Source organism: Bacillus cereus group sp. BfR-BA-01441 (assembly GCF_022663075.1).
GTDB classification, from domain to species: domain Bacteria; phylum Bacillota; class Bacilli; order Bacillales; family Bacillaceae_G; genus Bacillus_A; species Bacillus_A cereus.
The window spans coordinates 1-21,723 of sequence record NZ_JAKUEU010000047.1; the positions used below are offsets into that span (position 1 = coordinate 1).

Genomic DNA, 21,723 nt, shown 5'->3' on the forward strand with positions numbered 1-21,723 from the left:
AATAAAAAGAGGGGGCGAATAGCCTCCTCTTTTTATTATGTCACTTTTTGTCGGTAAATCGATATTTCGTACAAAATCGTTGATATATTCTGAGTTATGATAGATATATTTGAAAAATCGTTGATATATTGCAAGTTATGATAGATATATTGAAAAAATCGTTAATATAATTTCATTCATCGTGAACTACGCACGATTCACCGTGCACCATAGTCAATTTCTTTCAATTGACATCGCTTATTAAAGAACGTTTTATATCCAAGCTGTAAAAAGATAATGACAGCAAAGGCAGTACTTCCAGAAATACCGAGTATGATGGCGATTTGATATTGAATGGCTGTGAATGGTGATATACCGGATAATATTTGACCAGTCATCATGCCTGGTAAGCTTATAATTCCCATTCCGACCATAGAATTAATTGTTGGTAAAATAGCAGAGTCAAAAGCGTCTCGAATGAGCGGAGCAGCTGCTTCTTTCGGTGTTGCGCCGAGCATAAGTGCACCTTCAATTTGACCTCTTTGCGATTTCATATTGTTTAAGAACGTATTTGCGCCGAGAGAAACACCAGTCATGGCATTCCCAACTAACATTCCTGTAATAGGGACGATATATTGCGGAGCATACCACGGATCATGTCCGATAATAACAAAGATAAATAGTAGAAGTGGCCCAATTGATCCAGCGACCATGGAAAGGGCGGCTACTCGTTTTAATTCTTTAGACATTGGGATGTTAACTCGTTTATAAATATTAAAAATTGCAAAGGTAGTAATAGAAGTAATGAGAGCAATTGTATAAAATGGATTACTGTTTTCAAATACGTATGTAAGGACATATGCAACAAGTACGAGCTGAATGGTCATACGGAATGTTGCGAGCGCGATTTGTTTTTCGCGAGGTATTCCTTTTAATTTTACAAGTCCAATTAAAATAAGAATAAAAATATAGGCAGCTGCAAGTTGCCAAATTTGGAGTTCAATAACGCCCTTCAACAGAGAGCACTTCCTTTCTAGTTGCACCGTTTGCTTTACTAATCTCAATAATGTCGTCTGCAATTTCTTCTGGAAGTTGTTGTGAGTGTGTGATGAAGATAATTGTTTTTTTCTTTTTTCGTGCTAGTTCAGTAAATTGTTTCATAACGCGGCGTTCTGTATCACTGTCTAATGCTGAAGTTGGTTCATCTAATAAATAGACAGGCGGATCCATAAGTACGATACGTGCAAAGGCAAGTCTTTGTTTTTCACCGCCGGATAATGAGGAGGCGCTATCTTCTAATTGCTTGTCTAAGCTAACGGTTTGTAGTGCGCTCCGCAGGGCATCATCATTTGGAAATGGTTTTTCAGAAAGACGAAGTCCCATTAATAGATTTTCTTTAACGGTTCCATCAAAAAGAGGTGGAGTTTGCCCAAGCATAACTACGTCACGACGTAATTGAATAGGCGGATAATCAGAAATTAACTTTCCGTTATATTCAATTGTGCCGGATGTTGGAGATTGTAAATCGTTTAACATGCGAAGCAATGTGCTTTTTCCGCTTCCGCTTTCACCGATAATGCAAGTGATCTTTTCTTTTTGAATCTGTAAATAAGGAATGTGTAGTATATCTTTATATATAACGTCTTTTAATATAAACATAAATCGCTCCTTTCTGATTCTAGTTATATCGTATCAAAAAAGAGGGGGAAATGGTTATAACGAACAACGTTTTTTCTGCGTCTTGAGTTTTATTAATAAGTTAAGTAAACGATCTAATTCTTGGCTGAAAGAAATCACTTTATCATGAGTGAATCCGTATCGTTCAACGAGATAGATTAACTCTTTCTTTTTCGCTTCTATTCGATTGTTTAGTTTCGATAAGTTCATAAGTGGAATGTAATGCCTCCTACAAAAGTATTTATAACATAAAAAATAAGACCGAATGAATTCGGTCTTCAAGGAAATAATAAAACAACTTACAAATAGCATACACTGTTTATCAATAGTTTTTAATATAAAAATGAAAAATAAATCATTATACATATTGAGAAAGATGTGTCTGATAATTTTTAAAAACTGATGCAAAGAAGCTGCCTACATAGTAGACAGCCTGTAAAGTATTAACCTTTATGATATTTGTACATCCAAAGAAGGCCGGATTTTAATAATCTTGGTACACGTCCCATTAACGGTTGATTTGCGAGTAAACCGAATCCATGCTTCTTACCAAGAGATCCTAGAACACCTTTTAATTTAATAACAGGTAGTTCATCAGGGAGTGGTTCATTATTCCAACGTTTTAATAATATTTGGACAATTTGTTCTCCTTGACCTTCAGCAAGTTGGGCAGATGGTGCATGTGGAAGTGCTGCGCAATCTCCTACAACGTAAACGTGCTCGTTGTTTGGAATATTGTGATATTTTGTTAAGACAACCCGTCCGCTACCATCTTGTTCAACTGGAAGGTTTCGAACAACTTCATTTGCTTGAATACCAGCTGTCCAGACAATTGCATCACATTCAAGTGGTTCATCGTGATTATACACAATATTTGGTTCCACTTTTGTAATGTTAGAGTTTCTTATAATATTAACTTTATGTTTTACGAACCATTCTTCTACGTATCTACTTAATTTCTCTGGATACGGGAATAAAATTCTATCTTTTCGATCAAATAAATAGATTTTTAAATCAGAACGGCTTTCGCGAAGTTCACTTGCAACTTCCACACCACTTAAGCCAGCACCAACGACAGCTACTGTTGCATTTGGTTCTAGACTATTTAATTGTTCATATGTTTTACGTGTTTGTTCAATTGATTGTAGACTATGTGTATATTCCTTCGCCCCAGGAACGTTATGATATTTATCTTCACAGCCAAGTCCGATAATTAAATCATCATATTGGATTGCTTCGCCGCCATCGAGATGAACCGCTTTTTCTTCGAGATCAATATTTGTTATTGTGCCGTATTGAATATTGAGGCGTGGGTGTTCAGGAAACGGTATACGAATATGCGTTTCTGAAATAGTACCCGCAACTAATGCATAATATTCAGTTTTGAAGCAATGATATGGTACTTTGTCGATTAATGTCACTTGTACATCATCTGGAAGTTGGTTGCTTGGAAGTAGCCTTTGTAGAATTCTCATTCCACCGTAGCCGCCACCTAGTATTACGAGGTGTTTCATGATGGATTACCCCTTTTCTGTTGAAATATCCCCTAATCATAAAATTTTATATTAATAAAATATTTTGACTTTACTCAATCAAATTATATCGAATTTGTGAACAAATAACAATGCATGAATGAATACTCTGTTGTACAATAAGAAGAAAAGTAAAGTAAACTGTTTTGCCTTTTTAGTTACTATTTCATTGCAAGTAGCATGTTATATAAAATAAAATCATCTACTTTGAAGTGAAATAGTGAAGTAACTAAATAGTTTAGGATGTATAACGAAAACAACAAGAGACAGCTTAGTTTTCTTCTTATAGATGAAGTCAGAAGGTAATTTGTTTTGTAGTACAGGGGGGAGAATTTTGATTAAACCATTAATTGAATTTTGTGTAGGTAACCTTGCAAGTGGTTCACAAGCAGCTCTAGAAAAGTTAGAAAAAGATCCAAATTTAGATGTAATGGAGTATGGTTGTTTAGGATATTGTGGTATTTGTTTTGAAGGACCGTTTGCACTTGTAAATGGTGAAGTTGTACAAGGTGCAACAGTAGAAGAGCTTGTTAATAATGTATATGAGTATTTGGATGAAAATCCAATGTTTTAAGGTGTTGCGAATGAGCAACGCCTTTTTCATTTTATTTTAGATAAAACGTTATTTTGGAGGGTAGTTTAATACTATAGATAAATAAAAAAAGGCCCTTTTTAGAAGGGCTTTTTTCTTACACAATGTGTGTAAGAGTGGCTCATCGCCAAACGTTGTCAAATATGAGAAACGGGGGACATTCATATTGTGTTCTAAAAGCATGCATTCTATACTTAACATAACAAATTATTTTTGGAGTGAATAAAAATGAGCCAATTTTCTTTTACAAAAATGCATGGTCTTGGCAATAGTTATATATATGTAAATATGTTTGAAGAGCAAATTCCTGAAGAAGATTTAGCTCTTGTGGCGGAAAAGGTTTCAAATATTAATACTGGTATTGGAGCAGACGGAATGATTTTAATTTGTCCGTCTGATGTAGCTCCGGTGAAAATGCGTATGTTTAATAATGATGGATCAGAAGGAAAGAGCTGTGGTAATGGTTTGCGCTGCGTAGCGAAATATGCGTATGAGCATAAACTAGTAGAGGAAACAGTTTTCACAATTGAAACGTTAGCTGGCATTGTAACGGCTGAAGTAACAGTAGAAGATGGTTTCGTGACATTAGCGAAAATCGATATGGGAGCACCGCGTCTAACACGTGCAGAAATACCGATGCTCGGTGAAGGTGAAACACCATTTATTCGTGAAAACTTCTTATATAATAATCATCGTTATGCATTTACGGCTGTTTCAATGGGGAACCCGCACGCGGTTATTTTTGTTGAGGATGTAGAGAAGGCACCCCTTACAACACTTGGTCCAGTTCTTGAGACACATGAAATGTTCCCAGAGCGAGTGAATGTTGAATTTATCGAGATTTTAAACGATGAAGAAATGAATTTCCGCGTTTGGGAACGTGGTTCAGGTGTAACGCAAGCTTGCGGAACAGGGGCATGCGCTGCCGTTGTAGCTGCTATTTTGAATGGGAAGATGGAACGTGGTAAAGAAATTACAGTCCATTTAGCTGGCGGCGATTTAATGATTGCGTGGACAGAAGAAGGAAACGTGTTAATGAAAGGACCTGCGGAAGTAATTTGCCGCGGAGTGTATGAGTACAAGATAGAAGCGTAAAGATGTATAATAGAATGAGAACAGAAAGGATGGTGTATTTCATGATTGAAGTAACAGAACAAGCAGCTTTTCAAATTAAAGATATGTTAAAAGATGCTGAAGATGGAGAGAAGTACGTGCGCCTTGCTGTACATGGCGGCGGATGTACTGGCCTTTCTTACGGCTTAGGATTTGAAGTAGAACCAAAAGAAGACGACACAGTTCTTGAGTTTTTCGGTGTTGAATTTGTTATCGATACAGAAAGTGCTCCAATTGTTAAAGGAGTAAAAATTGATTATAAACAATCTATGCTTGGTGGCGGATTCACAATCGACAATCCAAACGCAATCGCATCATGCGGATGTGGATCATCTTTCCGTACAGCGACGAATGCTGGTACGCCAGAAGAGTGCTAAGGTTTTAGCCGAAATAGAAAAGGCCTTTTTAGCGATGGAATAAAATCGTTAAGGAGGTCTTTTCTTTTGCCGTAAAAGCCCGATTACCAAGGCTAATCAATATTTCACTTTATTTTTGCATAGATGCAAGTATCAGTTAGTTGTTTGCCGTCAGCTGAAAAATCTTCATTACGTAATATCCCTTCAAGTTCAAAGCCTAGTTTTTCAGGGAGTGCACGACTTTTCGTGTTATTACATTCACATCGTATTTCAATCCTTCTAAATTTGAATAACTGAAATCCAAGGTTTGTTAACGCACTTACTGTTTCTGTCATATATCCACTGCCACTAAATTGCGTGTTAATCCAGTATCCAATTTCACATTTAGAAACCTTCCAATCAATTCGATGAAGGCTAGCTGTTCCAACAAAATCATTCGTCTCTTTATGATAGATAAGATAGCGAAAGGTTTCTCTTTTCAAAAAATCTATATGTGCATTTCTCAGAAGAATTTCCGTTTCTTCAACAGTAGGAATGGACTGAAATAAAGACAACCATTGCTTTAATTCATTAATGGAATCTTTAATAGCTTGTTGTACTATATCCCCTTCACCAGCTTGAAGTGGTGCTCGAAGAATGAGTCTGTCTGTTTCTATTTGTAACGGAACATCTAATAAAATAGAGTTCATATCATTTCTCCTCTCGAAAACTTTAAATTAGGACAGAATGAAACATATGTAAAAAACTTTCGTTCAAAAGTTAGAGAACAATAAATATATATTCAATTCATCATTTAGAAATCCTTTTTCATCTATTGACTTCTAATTTCTTTATCATTTATTTGAGCTTTAAGTTCTCTTTTTCTAGTTATAATGGAAGGATAGAAAGAGGGGGATATATGCTGGAAGATGTTTTTGAATTTGTATTGAAGTATGTTATAGGTTCTATTTTTAGATGTATAAGATACCTTGTGATAAATATTATAATGGAATGCATAATAGAAGGCGTAATAAACGGTATAAGGAAATTACATGATAAGTGGTGAAATTGGCGTGAAAGACGTTATTGGCGGTAGTGTAGCTGATGAGAGTGTGAAACAAAAACGTTATACAGAAGTTATGAAGAAGTTTAATGAAATGATAGCAAACGACCCGCATTTAGAATCTGTACTCGTTCCAATTGGTGATGGAATGACGATTTCTAAAGTGAAGAAATAATTATTATCTTACAAAAGTGTAATGTTCATGTCATGTTTTTGAATTTCTTCTTTAAGCTCTGGGCTTTAAGATAAGAATATAAGAAAAAAAATATGAGGTGAAGGAAATGAAAAGATACATTGCACTATTTAGTATTTTAGTTGTATTTGCAAGTTTGTTAGTTGGTTGTGATTTAAACCGTATGGGTAAAGATGAGTACTACGTTCAAATTACAGTAGATGGAAAAGAAGTTCATAGTAAAGCTGATAATGGTCAAAAATATAAAGATTATGAGTATAAGCTAACTGGCTTTGATAAAGACGGTAAAGAGAAAGAATTAGAATTCACAGCTCAAAAAAACTTACGTAAAGATGCATTCCTACGCGTATACCACTCAGATAAAAAAGGTGTTTCGGCTTGGGAAGAAGTAAAGAAAGACGAGCTTCCAGCGAAAGTGAAAGAAAAATTAGGTGCAAAATAAGAAAGAAAAAAGGAATTGACGAACAGGGTCAATTCCTTTTTATATTCTCAAAATCTTCTTCTGAAATGACTGTAAATCCATGTCTTTTGAATAAAGCAGTTGTTACCCCGTAACCAGTTTGTTTATTCCCGTTAAATTCTCCAGTGTAAATTGTAGAACTACCACAAGATGGACTACGTTCTTTCAAAATAATATATTCTGGGTGTAAATTTTTAATTTGCTCTAGCGCTTTATAAGCACCGCTCACGAAAGCTTCTGTAACATCTTCACCATCTTTTGTCATCACTTTCGCTTTTCCGTCCAAAACGTCGTCGCCATTCCCGCCAATAATTTCAGCAGAAGGACGAGGTGTTGGCAGTCCTCCTAATACTTCAGGACAAATGAGGACTGTATCTTCTTTTTGTAGTAGCTCCTCTATTTTTGAAACGAGATTGTCATTTCCGTCATATCGACAAGCTATACCACCTAAACAAGCGCTAATTACGATCATATTTTCATCTCCATTAAAAAAATATTAAATTCCACGCCAAATTCTCTTCCTGCCTCTTACTTATAAATGAGGTGATATAAATGGGAAGCTTATATAATTTAATGAAACCATACAGTGAATTTCGAAGTAAAGAAGAGTTTAATACATATCAAAAACAAGTTTTGAAACATTATCGATTTCAATTAAATAAAACGGATGCTACCATTATTCATTTTTTAGGAAAGTATGCGGTGAATGAGAAACAAAAAACAGTAGGAGTCGCCTGTCCGTTAATGGAGACGATTGCGAAGAATGTTGGAAAGAGTATTCGTACAGTACGCCGTTCAATTGCAAAGTTAGAGGAACTAGGAATTATAAAGCGTGTTGCAACAAAAGAAAGACATAAGCGCGGTGGGTATAGTGCGAACTTATATATTTTTCTTATATCTGCAATTGACCGCATGGATGACCGTATGAAAATGTCCGCATGTGAAAGTGAGGATTATACAGCTGGCTGTAACGGAAAGGAGCCAAAATCCGAGGGAGAAACAATTCTTTCTAAAAACATTCCACAAATAAAAGAGAAAAGAAAAATAACGTACGAGCTTGATGAGACGTATTGCCGTCATGATATACCGAAGCCTTTTATATACGAACTGGTACCGATGACGAGTAATCCGAAGAAAATTAATATATTTTGGAGTAAGGTCGAGCTTGCGTATAAAAAGAGCGGGTTACTAGAGCAAGGTGTTTTACTAGAGCAAATATTAGCTGATGAAGAAGTGTATGGAAATTTCATTTGGCGAGTGAAGAGTGTTGTGAGAGCTTATAAATATGGGGAAATCCGTAAAAATGTGAAGGCACTTTTATATAGTACAGTGCGAGATTTATTTTTAGAGGTTGGATTAGAATGGGGAGCAGCTGTGAGAAGAAGTAAGGGGATAGCGTTATTTGATCCATTTAAAAAGGAGCCATGCGTATAATACATGACTCCAAGTAGCTAGTCGAACTTTCTTACAACTGGAACACGAATCGCTACAAATAGTACGAAGACGATAACAGCAATTGCACCGCTTTTCATAACGGTTACGATTGGAATTCCCATTGCAAGTGCGATTGATGTGAATGCATAAGAGAGCGGGATAAAGCCCATTGATGATAGCATAAGTAAGCTCATTACGCGTCCCATCATTTCCTCTTTTACTGTCGATTGAATCATCGCCATAAGCGGAACGATAGCCATTGCGATTGTAATACCATAAAACATGCCGGCTAATAATGCTTGCCAAAGTACGGTGCTAAAGTTGATGGATAAGAAGAATACACCAGACAGTAGCATCATGATAATACAAAATAGACCGCGTCTACGATTAATATTTTTTAAACCGACAATGACAGCACCGATTGCCATTCCGCCGCCTACAGATGCTTCTAAGTAACTAAACTGGAGCGAATCACCATGCAGCACGTTTTTAACAAAAAGCGGGAAACCAACTTGCATCGGGCCGATTAAAAATAAGTTTAAAAAGGCGCTACAAATAAGGAAAGTTGAAAGGAATGGCGATTCCTTTACATATAAGATTCCTTCTTTAATGGAAGTGAACATACCTTTATCTGTATCTTTTTGTTCTGGCATCGTAAATTGTATTTTTTGAACGAGTATGGCCGCGACAATCAGTAATAAAATCGTAATGGAAAAGATTGTCTCATAGTTCGTAAATTTAATGAGAATTCCGCCAAGTACAGGGCCTAAGATGACCGATGCTTGGTTCGTCATTTGTGTAAGTGAATTCGCTTGTGTTAACCGGCTTTTTTCTACCAATTCCGGTAAGATAGATCCATCTGCTGACCAGAAGAAAGCATCAGCAAGTCCAAAGAATAAAGCGAATAAAGCAAATGTATATAGCGTTACATCACCAACGATAAACCATGTGAGAATGGTTGCGACAAGAATCGCTCGAATGATATTGGAGTAAAACATAATATTTTTTTTCGGGAATTTATCAGCTACAGCGCCGCCGACAATCATAAAAATAAGCCTTGGAACACTAAGGGCTACGAAAACAACACCGAGTGAAGCTTCAAGGTTTAATGTTTTTGCTATGTACCACGTTTGTGAAAAAGTAAAAAAGGCTAAAGCAAAGCTTGAAAAAAGAGTAGCTGCCCAAAGAAAAAGGAAATTTGTATTTTTTAATAACGGTTTTCCGCTTCCTTCTAAAGCAGTTTTATTTTGTTGTAGTTCCTCCATATTGCTTCCTTTCTATGTGACAAATTTAAACTAAAAAACCAGTAAACGTCCGATTGGTGAGGGCTAATACTTAATGGGAGATGCCCCCACTAATTATAGTTTCACTTTATACAGTTTCTAATATTTCTATACTGCACTTTCTCATTGTAGACAATAATAATGAATTTGCCCAGTAGCTATTTAACGACAAAAAAAGATGCCGAATGGGCATCTTTTTTTAGGCTAACGCAATATAAATACCCAATTGTGCATGATTTGGGTCTAATGCTCTTTCGTCGTAAAGCTCGAAGTCTGTTGTGAAGGCACGTTTATTTTCTTTCGACCATTGCCAAATATATTCCCAAGCTTCGCAAACGACTTCAGCAACTGGTCCCTTTCTCGTTGTAAATACCGCATATGTAGCAGCAGGTATTGTTAAAGTTGTCATATTTTCAGGAGCGTCTTCTAATGAAGAAACGGTCGTACCGATTGTAAATGTATATGTACCAGTTTCATCTGATTCATAGTTGGAGTAGAATGCGAATGTTTCTTTCGTTTTTTGATTTGGGATGTGATGCATCATTTGTTCTTGAAAGTATCGGTTCCAGAGCTCGGGAATTTTCCCTTCAGTAGATGCCTCTATTTCGTTAGTCGTCGTAATCGAAACGCCGATTGCTTGGAAAACTTCTTTTTTTACGATAATGGGTTCGTTTATCATTACAAATTCCTCCTTTAAAATAAGAACATACGTTCCTTGATAATATAACATATTTTTACATGTAACGGTTATTGTTTTTTGAAAATTTTAATCATAAATAACAAACTGAAATGACTAAAAATGGTAAAATTTCTATTGTATGTATGAATAGATTAAGAGATATGTTAAGCTTTTTATGTATCCTTAAACTGTTATATAAACCTATACAATAGGGCATTTTTTACTATGTTAAAAAATGGTGAAGGTTTGTATAAGTGTCCGATATATATATGCTATTTTTGATAAATTAAAATAGTAATATTCTATGAGATTTATATTGTTGACATTGGGATTTCAACGATACATTTTCGTAGGTCGGATTGTTGCGAGTGGATATATATTGCTATGTATACGGCTACGAAATTAAGTAGACGGATAGCAAGTATATAGAAAGGAGAAAGGTAGAAAATATGAAGCAAGTATTGAAGTGTTTTAATGTCGTAACGATGATCACACTTCTCCTATCCATCATATTGCCTTCACCCAGTGCTTTTGCTACAGAGATAAATAAAAAAAGCTGGGATGAGCTACAAGGAAATGATGTGAAAATTAAGGCAGAGCAAGTAAATGCTGAAATATATAAGGGAGAAGTAGCAGAGAGGGAGCACGTATTTCAATATACGATTGAAAATACGGGAGCTACACCAATTCAAGAATTGGTGCTTAAACAAAATAATGAAAATGAAATTACGTTCCCTTCGCAATCTGTGAAAGTAAACGGAGAGAAGTTACCTGAAAATAAGGTAGCGGATTTCTATGTAGAGGAAAAAGATAAGGGAGGAAAGGTTCTTTCTTCTAATCTTAAAATTAAAGATTTAAAATCACATGAAAAAATGACTGTGTTAATAAAAGCTCGTCGTGCACAACATTTTAATAATGAGTATAAGCAAAAAATTAGTGTGCAAAAGGATCAACTACAAATAGGGAACATGTCTGTAGATGTTGAGGGAATCCCTTCTGAAGAAAAGGTAGCAGCTAATGCCGATGAGGAGGCTGACAGTAGTAAGAAAGAAGTTGGCCCATCAGCTAATAATACAATTAAAAAAGTTGATGAAAAGCTAAAAGTATCTGTAGAAGATAAAAATAACCCTACATCAAAAACAGAACCACCAAAACAACCAGTAACCGAAGCTGAGAAACTAGAAAAAGAAGCGGAAAATCAGAGCGATGCAAAAGTACAAGCTGCATCAGAGAATGCTTCGAAGGTTCAAATGCAAACAGGGGATAAGCAAGGATTTGGAGATCCACTGTATTCTACAATTACTGCTGGTAATTTAGTACAGACTGGTAATGTAACACTTGGTTTGACGACCGATCATTATGGCAGACAAAGTCTGGGGTATAAGACGAATAAAATGACTGTGGACGTTGATAACGATGATAGTACTTTTAATTCGTCAACAGGAGCTTTTCCTAACATTCCTGCTGGAAGTAAAGTGAAAAAGGCGTATTTATTTTGGACAGCAGCTATGGGAACGCCAACTTATCCATCTAAAGAGTATAGAGTTAGCGATGCAGAGGTAAGAGAGCCCGTTAAAATGAAAATGGGGAATAAAGGATACGTTGAAGTAAGTGCTGATAGTATACGAAAAGCGGATTATTTACCGTATATTTCAAATTACTCGGGTGCTGGTGCCGGTTATGTTGCATATGCTGACGTAACAAATGTAATTGCAAAGCAAGGTATTTCTCAAACGGTGACAGTTGCGAATGTGCCACAAATTAAATTTGAAAAAGGCAGTGGTTACTACTGGGGCAACTGGAATCTTATATTAGTGTATGAAAACCATAAAGAAACCGTAAAAGATATGAAGATTTGGGAAGGGTTAGTTGCTCAAAAAAGTGCAGCCTGGACAACTATTGGTATTAATAAAATAAATACGCCAAAAGAAGGGGTTTTTAAGGCGAAATTTAGTTATTTCTCGTCACAAGGAGATCCTGCTGAAAATGATATATATGCCTATGATTTTGGGCAGTATGATTTTGGATTCGGTTATAAAGATTTAGAAAACATTAACGGTAAAAAAAATGATGTTAATGATTCATCTATGACAGAAGTGCAAGTGGATGGTACTAACGAGTTTGTTACGAAAAAATATCCAGGATATAATCCGGATTGGACAAATTCATTTAGTACTGATATTCATACGTATCATCTTGAAGGACCTGCTAAAGTAAAAAATGATTTAAAAGAAGGTAAAATGCAATTTAAAGCAAATGGTGCTACTGGTGATATTTACGTATTAAATAACGCTACATTTGTTACAGAACATAATGCGCCAAACTTACAAGTTGATAAAAAGGCGTTAGATAGTGCTGGGAAAGAAATTAAGGACGTTAAAGCTGGTGAAGAGTTTACGTATCAAATTGAAGTGAAAAATGATACGAAAAATAACCAAGCCCCTGTATCTAATGTAAAAGGTTTTGATAAATTAGATGATCGTTTAGAGTATGTTCCGGGATCTATTCAATATGTGTCTGGAAGTAATAAAGGAAATAAAACAGATAATGCAAGCGATGATGAAGCAGAGTTTGTAAATAATCAAATTGATTTCCGTATTGGTGAAGGTGCAAATGCTAAAGACGGCGGTGTTTTAAAGCCTGGTGAAAGTGCTATTATTACATTCAAAGTAAAAGTGAAAGCTTCTGTACAATCAGATACAACAGTAAAAAATATCGTTGTTTTAAAGGGACAAGATAGTAGCGAGGTAAATTATGAAACTGCAGATGATGCAGATATTACGGTTACGACTCCAAAAGAGATCCCTGGAGAAATAGAAGCTAAAAAAATAGCATCTAATAAAACACCGAAGCTAGGTGACGAGGTAGAGTATCGTATTACATTTAAAAATAAGACAAAAGATGGACGTCTAGATGTATTGACCATTGAAGATGAATTACCAAGCAATCTTGAATACGTGAAAGATAGTTTGAAAGCAGAAGGTGCAAAACCAGAGCCAGTAGAGCTGAAGTTTGAAAATGGAAAAGTAATTGCAAAGTATCCAGAAATTATGGATATGGAAGAAAGAAGTATCGTCTTTAAAACAAAAGTAAAAGAAACTGCAAAAATTGGTGAAGAAATTGTTAATAAAGCAACCGTTAGTGATAAAACAAATCCACCAAAGGATTTAGAAGAGAAGATTACACCACACCATAAGGCCGGTAAAATTGCTGCAAAGAAAAAAGCAACAAATAAAAAGCCGAAGCTAGGAGAAGAAGTTGAATATCAAATTAGCTTCAAAAATACGGTGGAAAACGGAAAACTAGATGCAGTTACAATAGAAGATGAAATTCCAGCTAACTTAGAATTTGTTCAAGGCAGTGAGAGAGCTGAAGGTGCTGAACCAAATCCAGTAGAGTTAAAAGTAGAAAATGGTAAGGTAATCGCAAAATATCCAGAGATTACGGATACAAAAGAGCGAAGCATTGCCTTTAAAGTGAAAGTAAAAGAAGAGGCAAAAGCCGGAGAAACGATTGTTAATAAAGCGGTTGTGAGTGAGCCGAATGGACAAACTGAGTATCCAGAAGAAAAGATTACGCCGGATTATAAATACGGTAAAGTGGATGTTGAAAAAAGCGTAACGAATCAAACACCAAAACTAGGAGAAGAAGTGGAATACCGAATTACATTTTATAATACGGTAGAAAACGGAAAACTAGAAAAGGTGCTAGTAGAAGATACACTACCTAAAGGTGTTGAATACGTGAAAGATAGTTTGAAAGCTGAAGGTATAAAACCAGAGCCAGTAGAACTAAAAGTGGAAGACGGCAAAGTAATGGCAAAGTATCCAGAAATTACGGATACAGAAAAAAGAAGTATTGTTTTTAAAGTGAAAGTAAAAGATTCGGCAAAAGTAGGGGAGGCAATCGTAAATAAAGCAATTGCAAAAGATCCGAAAAATGAGCCTGTTGAATCAAAGGTTGTTATTACACCGCAAAGTAAAAAAGGTGAAATTGCTGCTACAAAGGTAGTTAATAATAAGAAGCCAAAGTTAGGCGAAGAAATCGAGTACCGCATTAGTTTTCATAATACGGTTGAGAACGGAAAACTTGAAGAGGTGCGAGTGGAAGATACAATTCCAAAAGGTCTTGAATATGTAGAAAATAGTATCAAGGCCGAAGGAGAAGCACCTGGACCAGTAGAATTAGCTGTTGAAAATGGAATAGTCAAAGCTAAGTATATCGATATTATGGATATGAAAGAAAGAAGTATCGTCTTTAAAGTAAAGGTGAAGGAAGAAGCAAAAGTAGATAAAGAGATTGTCAATAAAGCAATTGTTGATGATACGAAAAATCCACCGATTGAGCCGGAAGAAAGAATTACTCCGCAATATAAGGATGGAATAATTGATTCGAAGAAGACAGTAGATAATCCATCACCAAAACTAGGAGAAGAAGTAGAATACCGAATTAGCTTTAAAAATACGGTAGAAAACGGAAAACTAGAAAAGGTAACGATAGAGGATACAATTCCTAACGGTTTAGAGTATGTAAAAGGCAGTGAAAAGGCTGAAGGTGATAAACCAGCTCCATTAAAGTTAAGTGTGAAAGATGGAAAAGTCATTGCTGAATACGAAAATATTACGGATATGAAAGAAAGAAGTATTGTCTTTAAGGTAAAGGTGAAGGAAGAAGCGGAAGTAGGTAAGGAAATCATTAATAAGGCAATTGTTGATGATATGAAGCATCCGAAAGAACCAGAAGCAAAAATCACACCATTACACAAAGATGGAAAAATTAAAGCGAAGAAAATCGTAAATAATGAAACACCGAAGTTAGGAGAAGAAGTAGAATACCGAATTAGTATGAAAAATACGGTTAAGTACGGAAAGCTAACAGACGTGATAATAGAGGATACTCTACCAGAAGGTTTAGAGTATGTAGAAAATAGTTTGAAAGCAGAAGGTGCCGGAACAGATTTAGTAGAGCTGAAATTTGAAAACGGTAAGGTAATGGCAAAATATCCAGAAATTATGGATACAGAAGAAAGAAGTATCGTTTTTAAAGTGAAAGTAAAAGAAGGAGTAACAGTCGGTAAAAAAATCATTAATAAAGCAACTATTGATGATTCGCAAAATAAGCCAGTTAATCCGACAGCGGAAATTATTCCTCAGTATAAAGATGGAAAAATTGAAGCGAAAAAGATGGTAAATAATGAAACGCCGAAGTTAGGAGAAGAAGTGGAATACCGAATCAGCTTTAAAAATACGGTAGAACATGGAAAGCTAACAGAGGTAAAAATAGAAGATGATTTACCAAATGGATTAGAGTATGTGAAAGATAGTGTAAAAGCAGAAGGTTCTAAGCCAGATCCAGTGGAATTGAAATTTGAAAACGGTAAGGTAATGGCAAAGTATCCTGAGATTACAGATACAAAAGAGAGAAGTATTACCTTTAAAGTGAAAGTAAAAGGTAAAGTGAGCGATTCAATTGTTAATGAAGCGATTGTGAGCGATACGAAACATCCGCCAGAAACACCGACAGCAGAAATTATTCCGCAACATAAAGACGGAAAAGTGAAAGCGAAGAAGACGGTAAATAATGAAACGCCGAAGTTAGGAGAAGAAGTAGAATACCGAATTAGTTTTAAAAACACGGTAGAAGACGGAAAACTAGCAGAGGTGAAAATAGAAGATACTTTACCCGAAGGTTTAGAGTACGTAGAAAACAGTGTGAAAGCAGAAGGTGATAAGCCGGATCCAGTAGAATTGAAAGTGGAAAATGGTAAGGTAATGGCGAAGTATCCAGAGATTACGGATACAGAAGAAAGAAGTATCACTTTTAAAGTGAAAGTAAAAGATGAAGTGAAAGTCGGTAAAAAAATCGTCAATAAAGCAATTATTGATGATACGAAAAATGAGCCAGAAACACCGACGGCAGAAATTACTCCACAGCATAAAGACGGAAAAGTGGAAGCGAAGAAGACGGTAAATAATGAAACGCCGAAGTTAGGAGAAGAAGTGGAATACCGAATTAGCTTTAAAAATACGGTAGAAAACGGAAAGCTAGCAGAGTTAAAAATAGAAGACGATTTACCAAATGGATTAGAGTATGTGAAAGATAGTTTACGAGCAGAAGGTTCTAAGCCAAATCCGGTAGAACTGAAAGTGAAAGATGGAAAAGTAATCGCAAAATATCCAGAAATTACGGATCTAGAAGAAAGAAGTATCGTCTTTAAAGCGAAAGTAAAAGAAGAATTTAAGGTTGGTGAAGGCATTGTCAATAAAGTAGTTGTTGATGATACAAAAGATCCAACAACTTCAGAAGTAACAATTACGCCAGAATATAAAGACGGTAAGCTTAAAGCGGAGAAATTTGTAAACAATAAAAAACCGAAATTAGGAGAAGAAGTAGAATACCGAATTAGTTTTAAAAACACGGTAGAAAACGGAAAACTAGTAGAGGTTACAGTAGAAGATGAAATTCCAGCTGGATTAGAGTATGTAGAGAACAGTTTACAAGCAGAAGGATCTAAGCCTAGTCCAGTAGAATTGAAATTTGAAAACGGTAAGGTAATGGCAAAGTATCTAGAAATTACCGATACAAAAGAAAGAAGTATTATCTTTAAAGTGAAAGTAAAAGAAGAGGTAGAAATAGGTAAGGAGATTGTTAATAAAGCAATCGTAGTAGATACAAAAAATAAGCCAGAAGAGCCTCATGTGGAAATTACTCCGCAATATAAAGATGGTAAAATTGCTGCGCAGAAAGTGGCAAATAATCATAAACCGAAACTAGGAGAAGAAGTAGAATATCGAATTAGTTTTAAAAATACGATAGAAAACGGGAAAATAGCAGAGGTAAATATAAAGGATGCCTTACCAAATGGTTTAGAGTATGTAGAAGGCAGCATCACAGCAGAAGGTTCTAAACCGAAACCAGTAGAGCTACATGTGAAAAATAATAAAGTAATGGCAAAGTATCCAGCTATTACAGATACAGAGGAAAGAAGTATTGTCTTTAAAGCGAAGGTAAAAGAAAGCGCAAAAGTGGGAGAAGAAATCGTAAATGAGGCAATTGTAGATGATACAAAGAATCTACCAGAAGAGCCTTATGTACCGATTACACCACAATATAAAGATGGAAAAATTGAGGCAAGAAAAGAAGTAAGTAATCGTGAACCGAAGTTAGGTGAGGAAATCGAATATCGAATTATTTTTAATAATACGGTGAAAGATGGAAAACTAGTAGAGGTAAAGATAGAAGATAAAATTCCAGCTGGATTAGAGTTTGTAGAAGGAAGCGAAAAGGCTGAAGGTGAAGAGCCAAAACCAGTGGAGTTGAAAGTAGAAAATGGTAAGGTAATGGCAAAGTATTCAGAGATTATGGATACGAAAGAAAGAAGTATCGTCTTTAAAGTGAAGGTGAAAGATTCGGTTACAATAGGTAAGGACATTACAAATAAAGCGATTATCCACGTTGATGATCCGAACCACCCTATAACTGAACCGACAGCGAAAATTACACCGCAATATAAAGACGGTAAAATTGCTGCTCATAAAAAGGTGAATAATCATAAACCGAAGCTAGGTGAGGAAATCGAATACCGAATTTCATTTAATAATACGGTGAAAGATGGACAGTTGGCAGAAGTGAAAATTGAGGATGAAATTCCGTCTGGTTTAGAGTATGTGAAAAATAGTCTAAAAGCAGAAGGTGATAAGCCAGCCCCAGTAGAGTTGAAAGAAGAAGCTGGTAAGGTTAGTGCGAAGTATGAAAATATCACTGACATGAAAGAAAGAAGTATTATCTTTAAAGTGAAGGTGAAAGATTCTGTTGAAGTGGACAAAGCAATTGTAAATAAAGCAATTGTTGATGATACAAAAAATCCACCAGAGCGACCGGAAGTAGATATTACACCGCAGCATAAAGCTGGTAAATTTAAAGCTGATAAAAAGGTAAGCAAAAAAGATCCAAAGCTAGGAGAAGAAGTAGAGTACCGAATTAGTTTTAAAAATACGGTAGAAAACGGAAAACTAGCAGAAGTGAAAATTGAGGATCAATTACCAACTGGCTTAGAGTATGTGAAGGATAGTTTAAAATCAGAAGGTAATGAGCCAGCGCCAGTAGAGTTAAAAGAAGAAGCTGGTAAGGTTAGTGCGAAGTATGAAAATATTACTGATACAGCTGAGCGTAGTATTCGCTTTAAGGTAAAAGTAACGGAAGCAGTAAAAGTCGGTAAGAAAATCGTGAATACGGCAATTGTGGATGATGATAATCCGAAGAATCCGCCGCAAAAACCAGAAGCGATTATTACGCCGGAGTATAAGGACGGAAAACTAAAAGCTGAGAAAACAGTAAATAATCCGGCTCCAAAATTAGGAGAAGAAGTAGAGTATCGAATTACTTTCCGTAACGTAGTAGAGTATGGAAAAGTAGCGAAGGTGAAGATTAAGGATGAATTACCAACTGGCTTAGAGTTTGTAGAAGGTAGTGAAAGAGCCGAGGGAGAGAATCCGAAACCGTTGTATGTGAAAGTGAAAAACGGCACAGTACTCGCAGAATATCCAGAAATTACGGACATGAAAGAAAGAAGCATCGTCTTTAAAGTAAAAGTGAAAGATAAAGCTAAAATTGGCGAAGCGATTGTGAATACGGCGGTTGTGGAAGATACAATAAACCCACCAGAGAAACCGAATGTCGCTATACAGCCTCAATATAAAGATGGTGCATTACAAGCAGAAAAAACAGTAAGTAATCATGAACCGAAGTTAGGAGAAGAAGTAGAATATCGAATTAGCTTTGAAAATACGGTAGAGAACGGAAAACTAACTGAGGTAAAGGTAGAAGATGAAATTCCAGCCGGTTTAGAATACGTACAAGATAGTATAAAGTCTGATGGGCCGGAACCAATTCCAGTAGAACTTAAAGTTGAGAATGGAAAAGTAACAGCAAAGTATCCAGAAATTACGGATACGAAAAAAAGAAGTATCATCTTTAAAGCGAAAGTACAAGAAACGGTACAAGTAGGAAAAGAAATTATAAACAAGGCGGTTGTGGATGATAATAATCCGACAAATCCACCGGTTGAGTCACTTGTACCAATTACACCGCAATATAAAGATGGGAAACTAGAGGCAAGGAAAGAAGTAAGTAATCATGAACCAAAGCTAGGGGAAGAAATCGAATATCGAATTACTTTTAACGGCATAGTAGATGGCGGGAAGTTAGTTGATGTAAAGATTGAAGATGAAATTCCGTCTGGTTTAGAGTATGTGAAAGATAGTCTGAAGGCTGTAGGTGATAAGCCTGTACCAACAGAACTTAAAGTTGAGAATGGAAAAGTAACAGTAAAGTATCCAGAAATTACGGATACGAAAGAAAGAAGTATCATCTTTAAAGTAAAGGTAAAAGAATCAGTAAAAGCTGGAGAGGAAATAACAAATAAAGCGATTATTCACGTAGATGATCCAAATCATCCAGTTATGGAACCGACAGCGACAATAAAGCCAGAATATAAAGATGGTAAGGTAAAAGCAACGAAGACAGTAAGTAATAAAGAACCGAAGCTAGGAGAAGAAATCGAATACCGAATTAGCTTTGAAAATACGGTAGAAAACGGAAAATTAGCTGAGGTAAAGATAGAAGATGAAATTCCAGCCGGTTTAGAGTACGTGCAAGATAGTATTCGATTTGAAGGGGCTGAACCAAATCCAGTAGAGTTAAAAATGGAGTTTGGACAAGTAATAGCGAAGTATCTAGAAATTACAGATACGAAAGAACGTAGTATTATTTTTAAAGCGAAGGTAAAAGCAGCACCAAGTAAAGGGATAACAAATAGAGCGATAGTGGACGATAGAATAAATACACCACTTGAGCCTACAGTTACAATTTTACCGAAAACAAAAGAAGATTTTAAGATACCGGAAGATCCGAAAGAACCAGAAGTGAAACCGGAAGACCCGAAAGAGCCGAAGGAGCCAGAAGTGAAACCGGAAGATCCGAAAGAGCCGAAGGAGCCAGAAGTGAAACCAGAGGATCCGAAAGAACCGAAGGAGCCAGAAGTGAAACCGGAAGACCCGAAAGATCTGAAGAAACCGGAAGTAAGACTGGAAAAGTTAAATAAAGACTCGCAAGTAAAAGTAGAAAAAGAATTACCGAAAACAGGGGCAGCACATCCATGGATGATGTCAGTTGGTGCGGGAATTTCATTCTTAGTTGGCGGAGTATTATTCGTATTAGGTAGAAGAAAACAATAATTTTTTCAGACGAAAAGCACACTGAGTTCGATAGTTTATCGAATTCAGTGTGCTTTCGTGGTATATAAAATAAAAGCTCCTTCCACGTATGGAAGGAGCTTTTATTTTTACATATTAAAACATGCTTGAGCTATGCATTGGTTGAAGTTTTGCATTTGGATCGAAGTAAGCTTTTGCATTGTTTACTGCTGTTGGTGCTTCACCGAAGCCGCAAGCAATGAGTTTTACTTTTCCTTCATATGTACAAATGTCACCAGCAGCGTAAATGCCAGGAATATTTGTTTCCATTTTTGAATTTACAAGGATGCTGTTTTTTTGTATATCTAAGCCCCAGTTTTTAATTGGGCCAAGAGAAGAAACGAAGCCATAGTTTATAATTACGTCATCAACATCGATGATAACTTTTTCTTCAGTTTTTACGTGCTGAAGAACGACTTGTTCAATTTTGTCATCACCAATGAGTTCAACTGGAACATACGGTGTACTTACTTCTGCACGAGAATTCATTAAGTTTTCGACGCTATGTTCATGCGCACGGAATTTATCGCGGCGATGAACGATTGTAACTTTTTCAGCGATCGGTTCTAACATCATTGTCCAATCAACAGCTGAATCGCCGCCGCCAAATACTACGACGCGCTTACCGGCAAATTTATTCATATCATCAACGAAATAATGTAAGTTTTTCTTTTCATACTTTGCTGTACCTTCTAATTCTAAGCGGCGTGGTTGGAAAGCACCATTGCCAGCAGTAATAATAACTGATTTAGAATAGTGAGTTTGCTTATTCGTAACAAGTTTAAATATACCGTCAGCTTGTTTTTCAAGCGTATCGACAGCTTCTTCTAAACAAACGGTTGGGTCAAATTTCTTCATTTGCTCTTTTAAGTTATCAACTAATTCTTGTGCGCGCACTTTTGGGAATCCAGCTACATCATAAATGTATTTTTCAGGGTAGAGTGCGGATAATTGTCCTCCAAGTTGAGGTAAGCTTTCAATGATTTTTACACTTGCTTGTCTCATACCGCCATAAAATGCTGTGAACAGCCCTGTTGGACCACCACCAATAATTGTTATGTCGTAAACTTTTTGATTTTCTGCCACTTTCATTCCCCCTATAGATGGAATTTTGATATTGATTTCATATA

The 21,723-nt window shown here is 36.0% G+C and carries 16 protein-coding genes; 7 read left to right on the top strand and 9 right to left on the bottom strand.

The genetic code is table 11. The annotated features are described in order from the left end of the window. Nucleotides 1-197 precede the first annotated feature (197 nt). The 4 genes from MR107_RS18800 to MR107_RS18815 form a co-directional block, all read right to left on the bottom strand. On the bottom strand, nucleotides 198-995 hold the full coding sequence (locus MR107_RS18800) for an ABC transporter permease (protein WP_000679249.1): 798 nt from the start codon (nucleotides 993-995) through the stop codon (nucleotides 198-200). Continuing rightward, nucleotides 979-1,638 carry an ABC transporter ATP-binding protein gene (locus tag MR107_RS18805; protein ID WP_000470263.1) on the bottom strand — a complete coding sequence of 220 codons (660 nt, stop codon included), beginning with the start codon at nucleotides 1,636-1,638 and terminating at the stop codon, nucleotides 979-981. Before MR107_RS18805 ends, MR107_RS18800 begins: the two co-directional genes overlap by 17 nt. A 54-nt stretch (nucleotides 1,639-1,692) precedes the next feature. Then, nucleotides 1,693-1,866 carry an aspartyl-phosphate phosphatase Spo0E family protein gene (locus MR107_RS18810; protein ID WP_001054090.1) on the bottom strand — a complete coding sequence of 58 codons (174 nt, stop codon included), beginning with the start codon at nucleotides 1,864-1,866 and terminating at the stop codon, nucleotides 1,693-1,695. Nucleotides 1,867-2,099: 233 nt separating this feature from the next. Next, entirely contained in the window at nucleotides 2,100-3,170 is a 1,071-nt protein-coding gene (locus MR107_RS18815) for an NAD(P)/FAD-dependent oxidoreductase (RefSeq protein WP_000682065.1), read from the bottom strand. Nucleotides 3,171-3,522: 352 nt separating this feature from the next. On the opposite strand from MR107_RS18815, the gene MR107_RS18820 reads away from it, so the two are divergent. From MR107_RS18820 to MR107_RS18830, 3 genes are all read left to right on the top strand, one after another. Continuing rightward, entirely contained in the window at nucleotides 3,523-3,762 is a 240-nt protein-coding gene (locus MR107_RS18820; RefSeq protein ID WP_000595026.1) for a YuzB family protein, read from the top strand. 246 nt (nucleotides 3,763-4,008) lie between these two features. Continuing rightward, a complete protein-coding gene (dapF, locus tag MR107_RS18825) occupies nucleotides 4,009-4,875 on the top strand; it encodes a diaminopimelate epimerase (protein ID WP_000077392.1) in 867 nt (288 codons plus the stop codon). Between the two features lie 41 nt (nucleotides 4,876-4,916). Further along, a complete protein-coding gene (locus MR107_RS18830) occupies nucleotides 4,917-5,270 on the top strand; it encodes a HesB/IscA family protein (RefSeq protein WP_053563443.1) in 354 nt (117 codons plus the stop codon). A 104-nt stretch (nucleotides 5,271-5,374) separates the two neighbouring features. Here the strand turns inward: MR107_RS18830 and MR107_RS18835 are convergent, their stop codons facing one another. Next, nucleotides 5,375-5,938 carry a GNAT family N-acetyltransferase gene (locus tag MR107_RS18835; RefSeq protein WP_023523330.1) on the bottom strand — a complete coding sequence of 188 codons (564 nt, stop codon included), beginning with the start codon at nucleotides 5,936-5,938 and terminating at the stop codon, nucleotides 5,375-5,377. Between the two features lie 342 nt (nucleotides 5,939-6,280). On the opposite strand from MR107_RS18835, the gene MR107_RS18840 reads away from it, so the two are divergent. Together MR107_RS18840 and MR107_RS18845 are read left to right on the top strand one after the other, a co-directional pair. Further along, complete coding sequence (locus tag MR107_RS18840; RefSeq protein ID WP_069356400.1) at nucleotides 6,281-6,466, top strand: O-methyltransferase; 186 nt, start codon at nucleotides 6,281-6,283, stop codon at nucleotides 6,464-6,466. Between the two features lie 106 nt (nucleotides 6,467-6,572). Further along, the gene (locus MR107_RS18845) at nucleotides 6,573-6,926 is read left to right on the top strand and encodes a YxeA family protein (RefSeq protein WP_000833150.1); all 354 of its coding nucleotides are present in this window, start codon (nucleotides 6,573-6,575) and stop codon (nucleotides 6,924-6,926) included. Nucleotides 6,927-6,954: 28 nt separating this feature from the next. Here MR107_RS18845 and MR107_RS18850 read toward each other — a convergent pair whose 3' ends face one another. After that, a complete protein-coding gene (locus MR107_RS18850) occupies nucleotides 6,955-7,416 on the bottom strand; it encodes a 2-thiouracil desulfurase family protein (protein ID WP_000635496.1) in 462 nt (153 codons plus the stop codon). 80 nt (nucleotides 7,417-7,496) lie between these two features. On the opposite strand from MR107_RS18850, the gene MR107_RS18855 reads away from it, so the two are divergent. Then, nucleotides 7,497-8,378, top strand: coding sequence for a helix-turn-helix domain-containing protein (locus MR107_RS18855; protein ID WP_226368326.1), 882 nt, complete (start codon nucleotides 7,497-7,499; stop codon nucleotides 8,376-8,378). A 17-nt stretch (nucleotides 8,379-8,395) separates the two neighbouring features. Here the strand turns inward: MR107_RS18855 and MR107_RS18860 are convergent, their stop codons facing one another. Further along, a complete protein-coding gene (locus MR107_RS18860; protein WP_226368325.1) occupies nucleotides 8,396-9,643 on the bottom strand; it encodes an MFS transporter in 1,248 nt (415 codons plus the stop codon). A 217-nt stretch (nucleotides 9,644-9,860) separates the two neighbouring features. Continuing rightward, nucleotides 9,861-10,340: a GyrI-like domain-containing protein gene (locus MR107_RS18865; protein WP_226368324.1), complete on the bottom strand. Its 480-nt coding sequence runs from the start codon at nucleotides 10,338-10,340 to the stop codon at nucleotides 9,861-9,863. Between the two features lie 449 nt (nucleotides 10,341-10,789). On the opposite strand from MR107_RS18865, the gene MR107_RS18870 reads away from it, so the two are divergent. Then, on the top strand, nucleotides 10,790-20,575 hold the full coding sequence (locus tag MR107_RS18870) for an isopeptide-forming domain-containing fimbrial protein (protein WP_242292600.1): 9,786 nt from the start codon (nucleotides 10,790-10,792) through the stop codon (nucleotides 20,573-20,575). 114 nt (nucleotides 20,576-20,689) lie between these two features. Here MR107_RS18870 and MR107_RS18875 read toward each other — a convergent pair whose 3' ends face one another. Next, nucleotides 20,690-21,679 (bottom strand): NAD(P)/FAD-dependent oxidoreductase, encoded by a 990-nt coding sequence (locus MR107_RS18875; RefSeq protein ID WP_000829784.1) that lies wholly within the window; start codon nucleotides 21,677-21,679, stop codon nucleotides 20,690-20,692. Between the last annotated feature and the right edge of the window lie 44 nt (nucleotides 21,680-21,723).

What these genes read in the sequence shown, in the direction of transcription:
- MR107_RS18805 (WP_000470263.1), bottom strand. Translation starts at nt 1,638, where the DNA reads ATGTTTATATTAAAAGACGTTATATATAAAGATATACTACACATTCCT.
- MR107_RS18810 (WP_001054090.1), bottom strand. Translation starts at nt 1,866, where the DNA reads ATGAACTTATCGAAACTAAACAATCGAATAGAAGCGAAAAAGAAAGAG.
- MR107_RS18815 (WP_000682065.1), bottom strand. Translation starts at nt 3,170, where the DNA reads ATGAAACACCTCGTAATACTAGGTGGCGGCTACGGTGGAATGAGAATT.
- dapF (WP_000077392.1), top strand. Translation starts at nt 4,009, where the DNA reads ATGAGCCAATTTTCTTTTACAAAAATGCATGGTCTTGGCAATAGTTAT.
- MR107_RS18830 (WP_053563443.1), top strand. Translation starts at nt 4,917, where the DNA reads ATGATTGAAGTAACAGAACAAGCAGCTTTTCAAATTAAAGATATGTTA.
- MR107_RS18835 (WP_023523330.1), bottom strand. Translation starts at nt 5,938, where the DNA reads ATGAACTCTATTTTATTAGATGTTCCGTTACAAATAGAAACAGACAGA.
- MR107_RS18840 (WP_069356400.1), top strand. Translation starts at nt 6,281, where the DNA reads ATGATAAGTGGTGAAATTGGCGTGAAAGACGTTATTGGCGGTAGTGTA.
- MR107_RS18845 (WP_000833150.1), top strand. Translation starts at nt 6,573, where the DNA reads ATGAAAAGATACATTGCACTATTTAGTATTTTAGTTGTATTTGCAAGT.
- MR107_RS18850 (WP_000635496.1), bottom strand. Translation starts at nt 7,416, where the DNA reads ATGATCGTAATTAGCGCTTGTTTAGGTGGTATAGCTTGTCGATATGAC.
- MR107_RS18855 (WP_226368326.1), top strand. Translation starts at nt 7,497, where the DNA reads ATGGGAAGCTTATATAATTTAATGAAACCATACAGTGAATTTCGAAGT.
- MR107_RS18860 (WP_226368325.1), bottom strand. Translation starts at nt 9,643, where the DNA reads ATGGAGGAACTACAACAAAATAAAACTGCTTTAGAAGGAAGCGGAAAA.
- MR107_RS18865 (WP_226368324.1), bottom strand. Translation starts at nt 10,340, where the DNA reads ATGATAAACGAACCCATTATCGTAAAAAAAGAAGTTTTCCAAGCAATC.
- MR107_RS18870 (WP_242292600.1), top strand. Translation starts at nt 10,790, where the DNA reads ATGAAGCAAGTATTGAAGTGTTTTAATGTCGTAACGATGATCACACTT.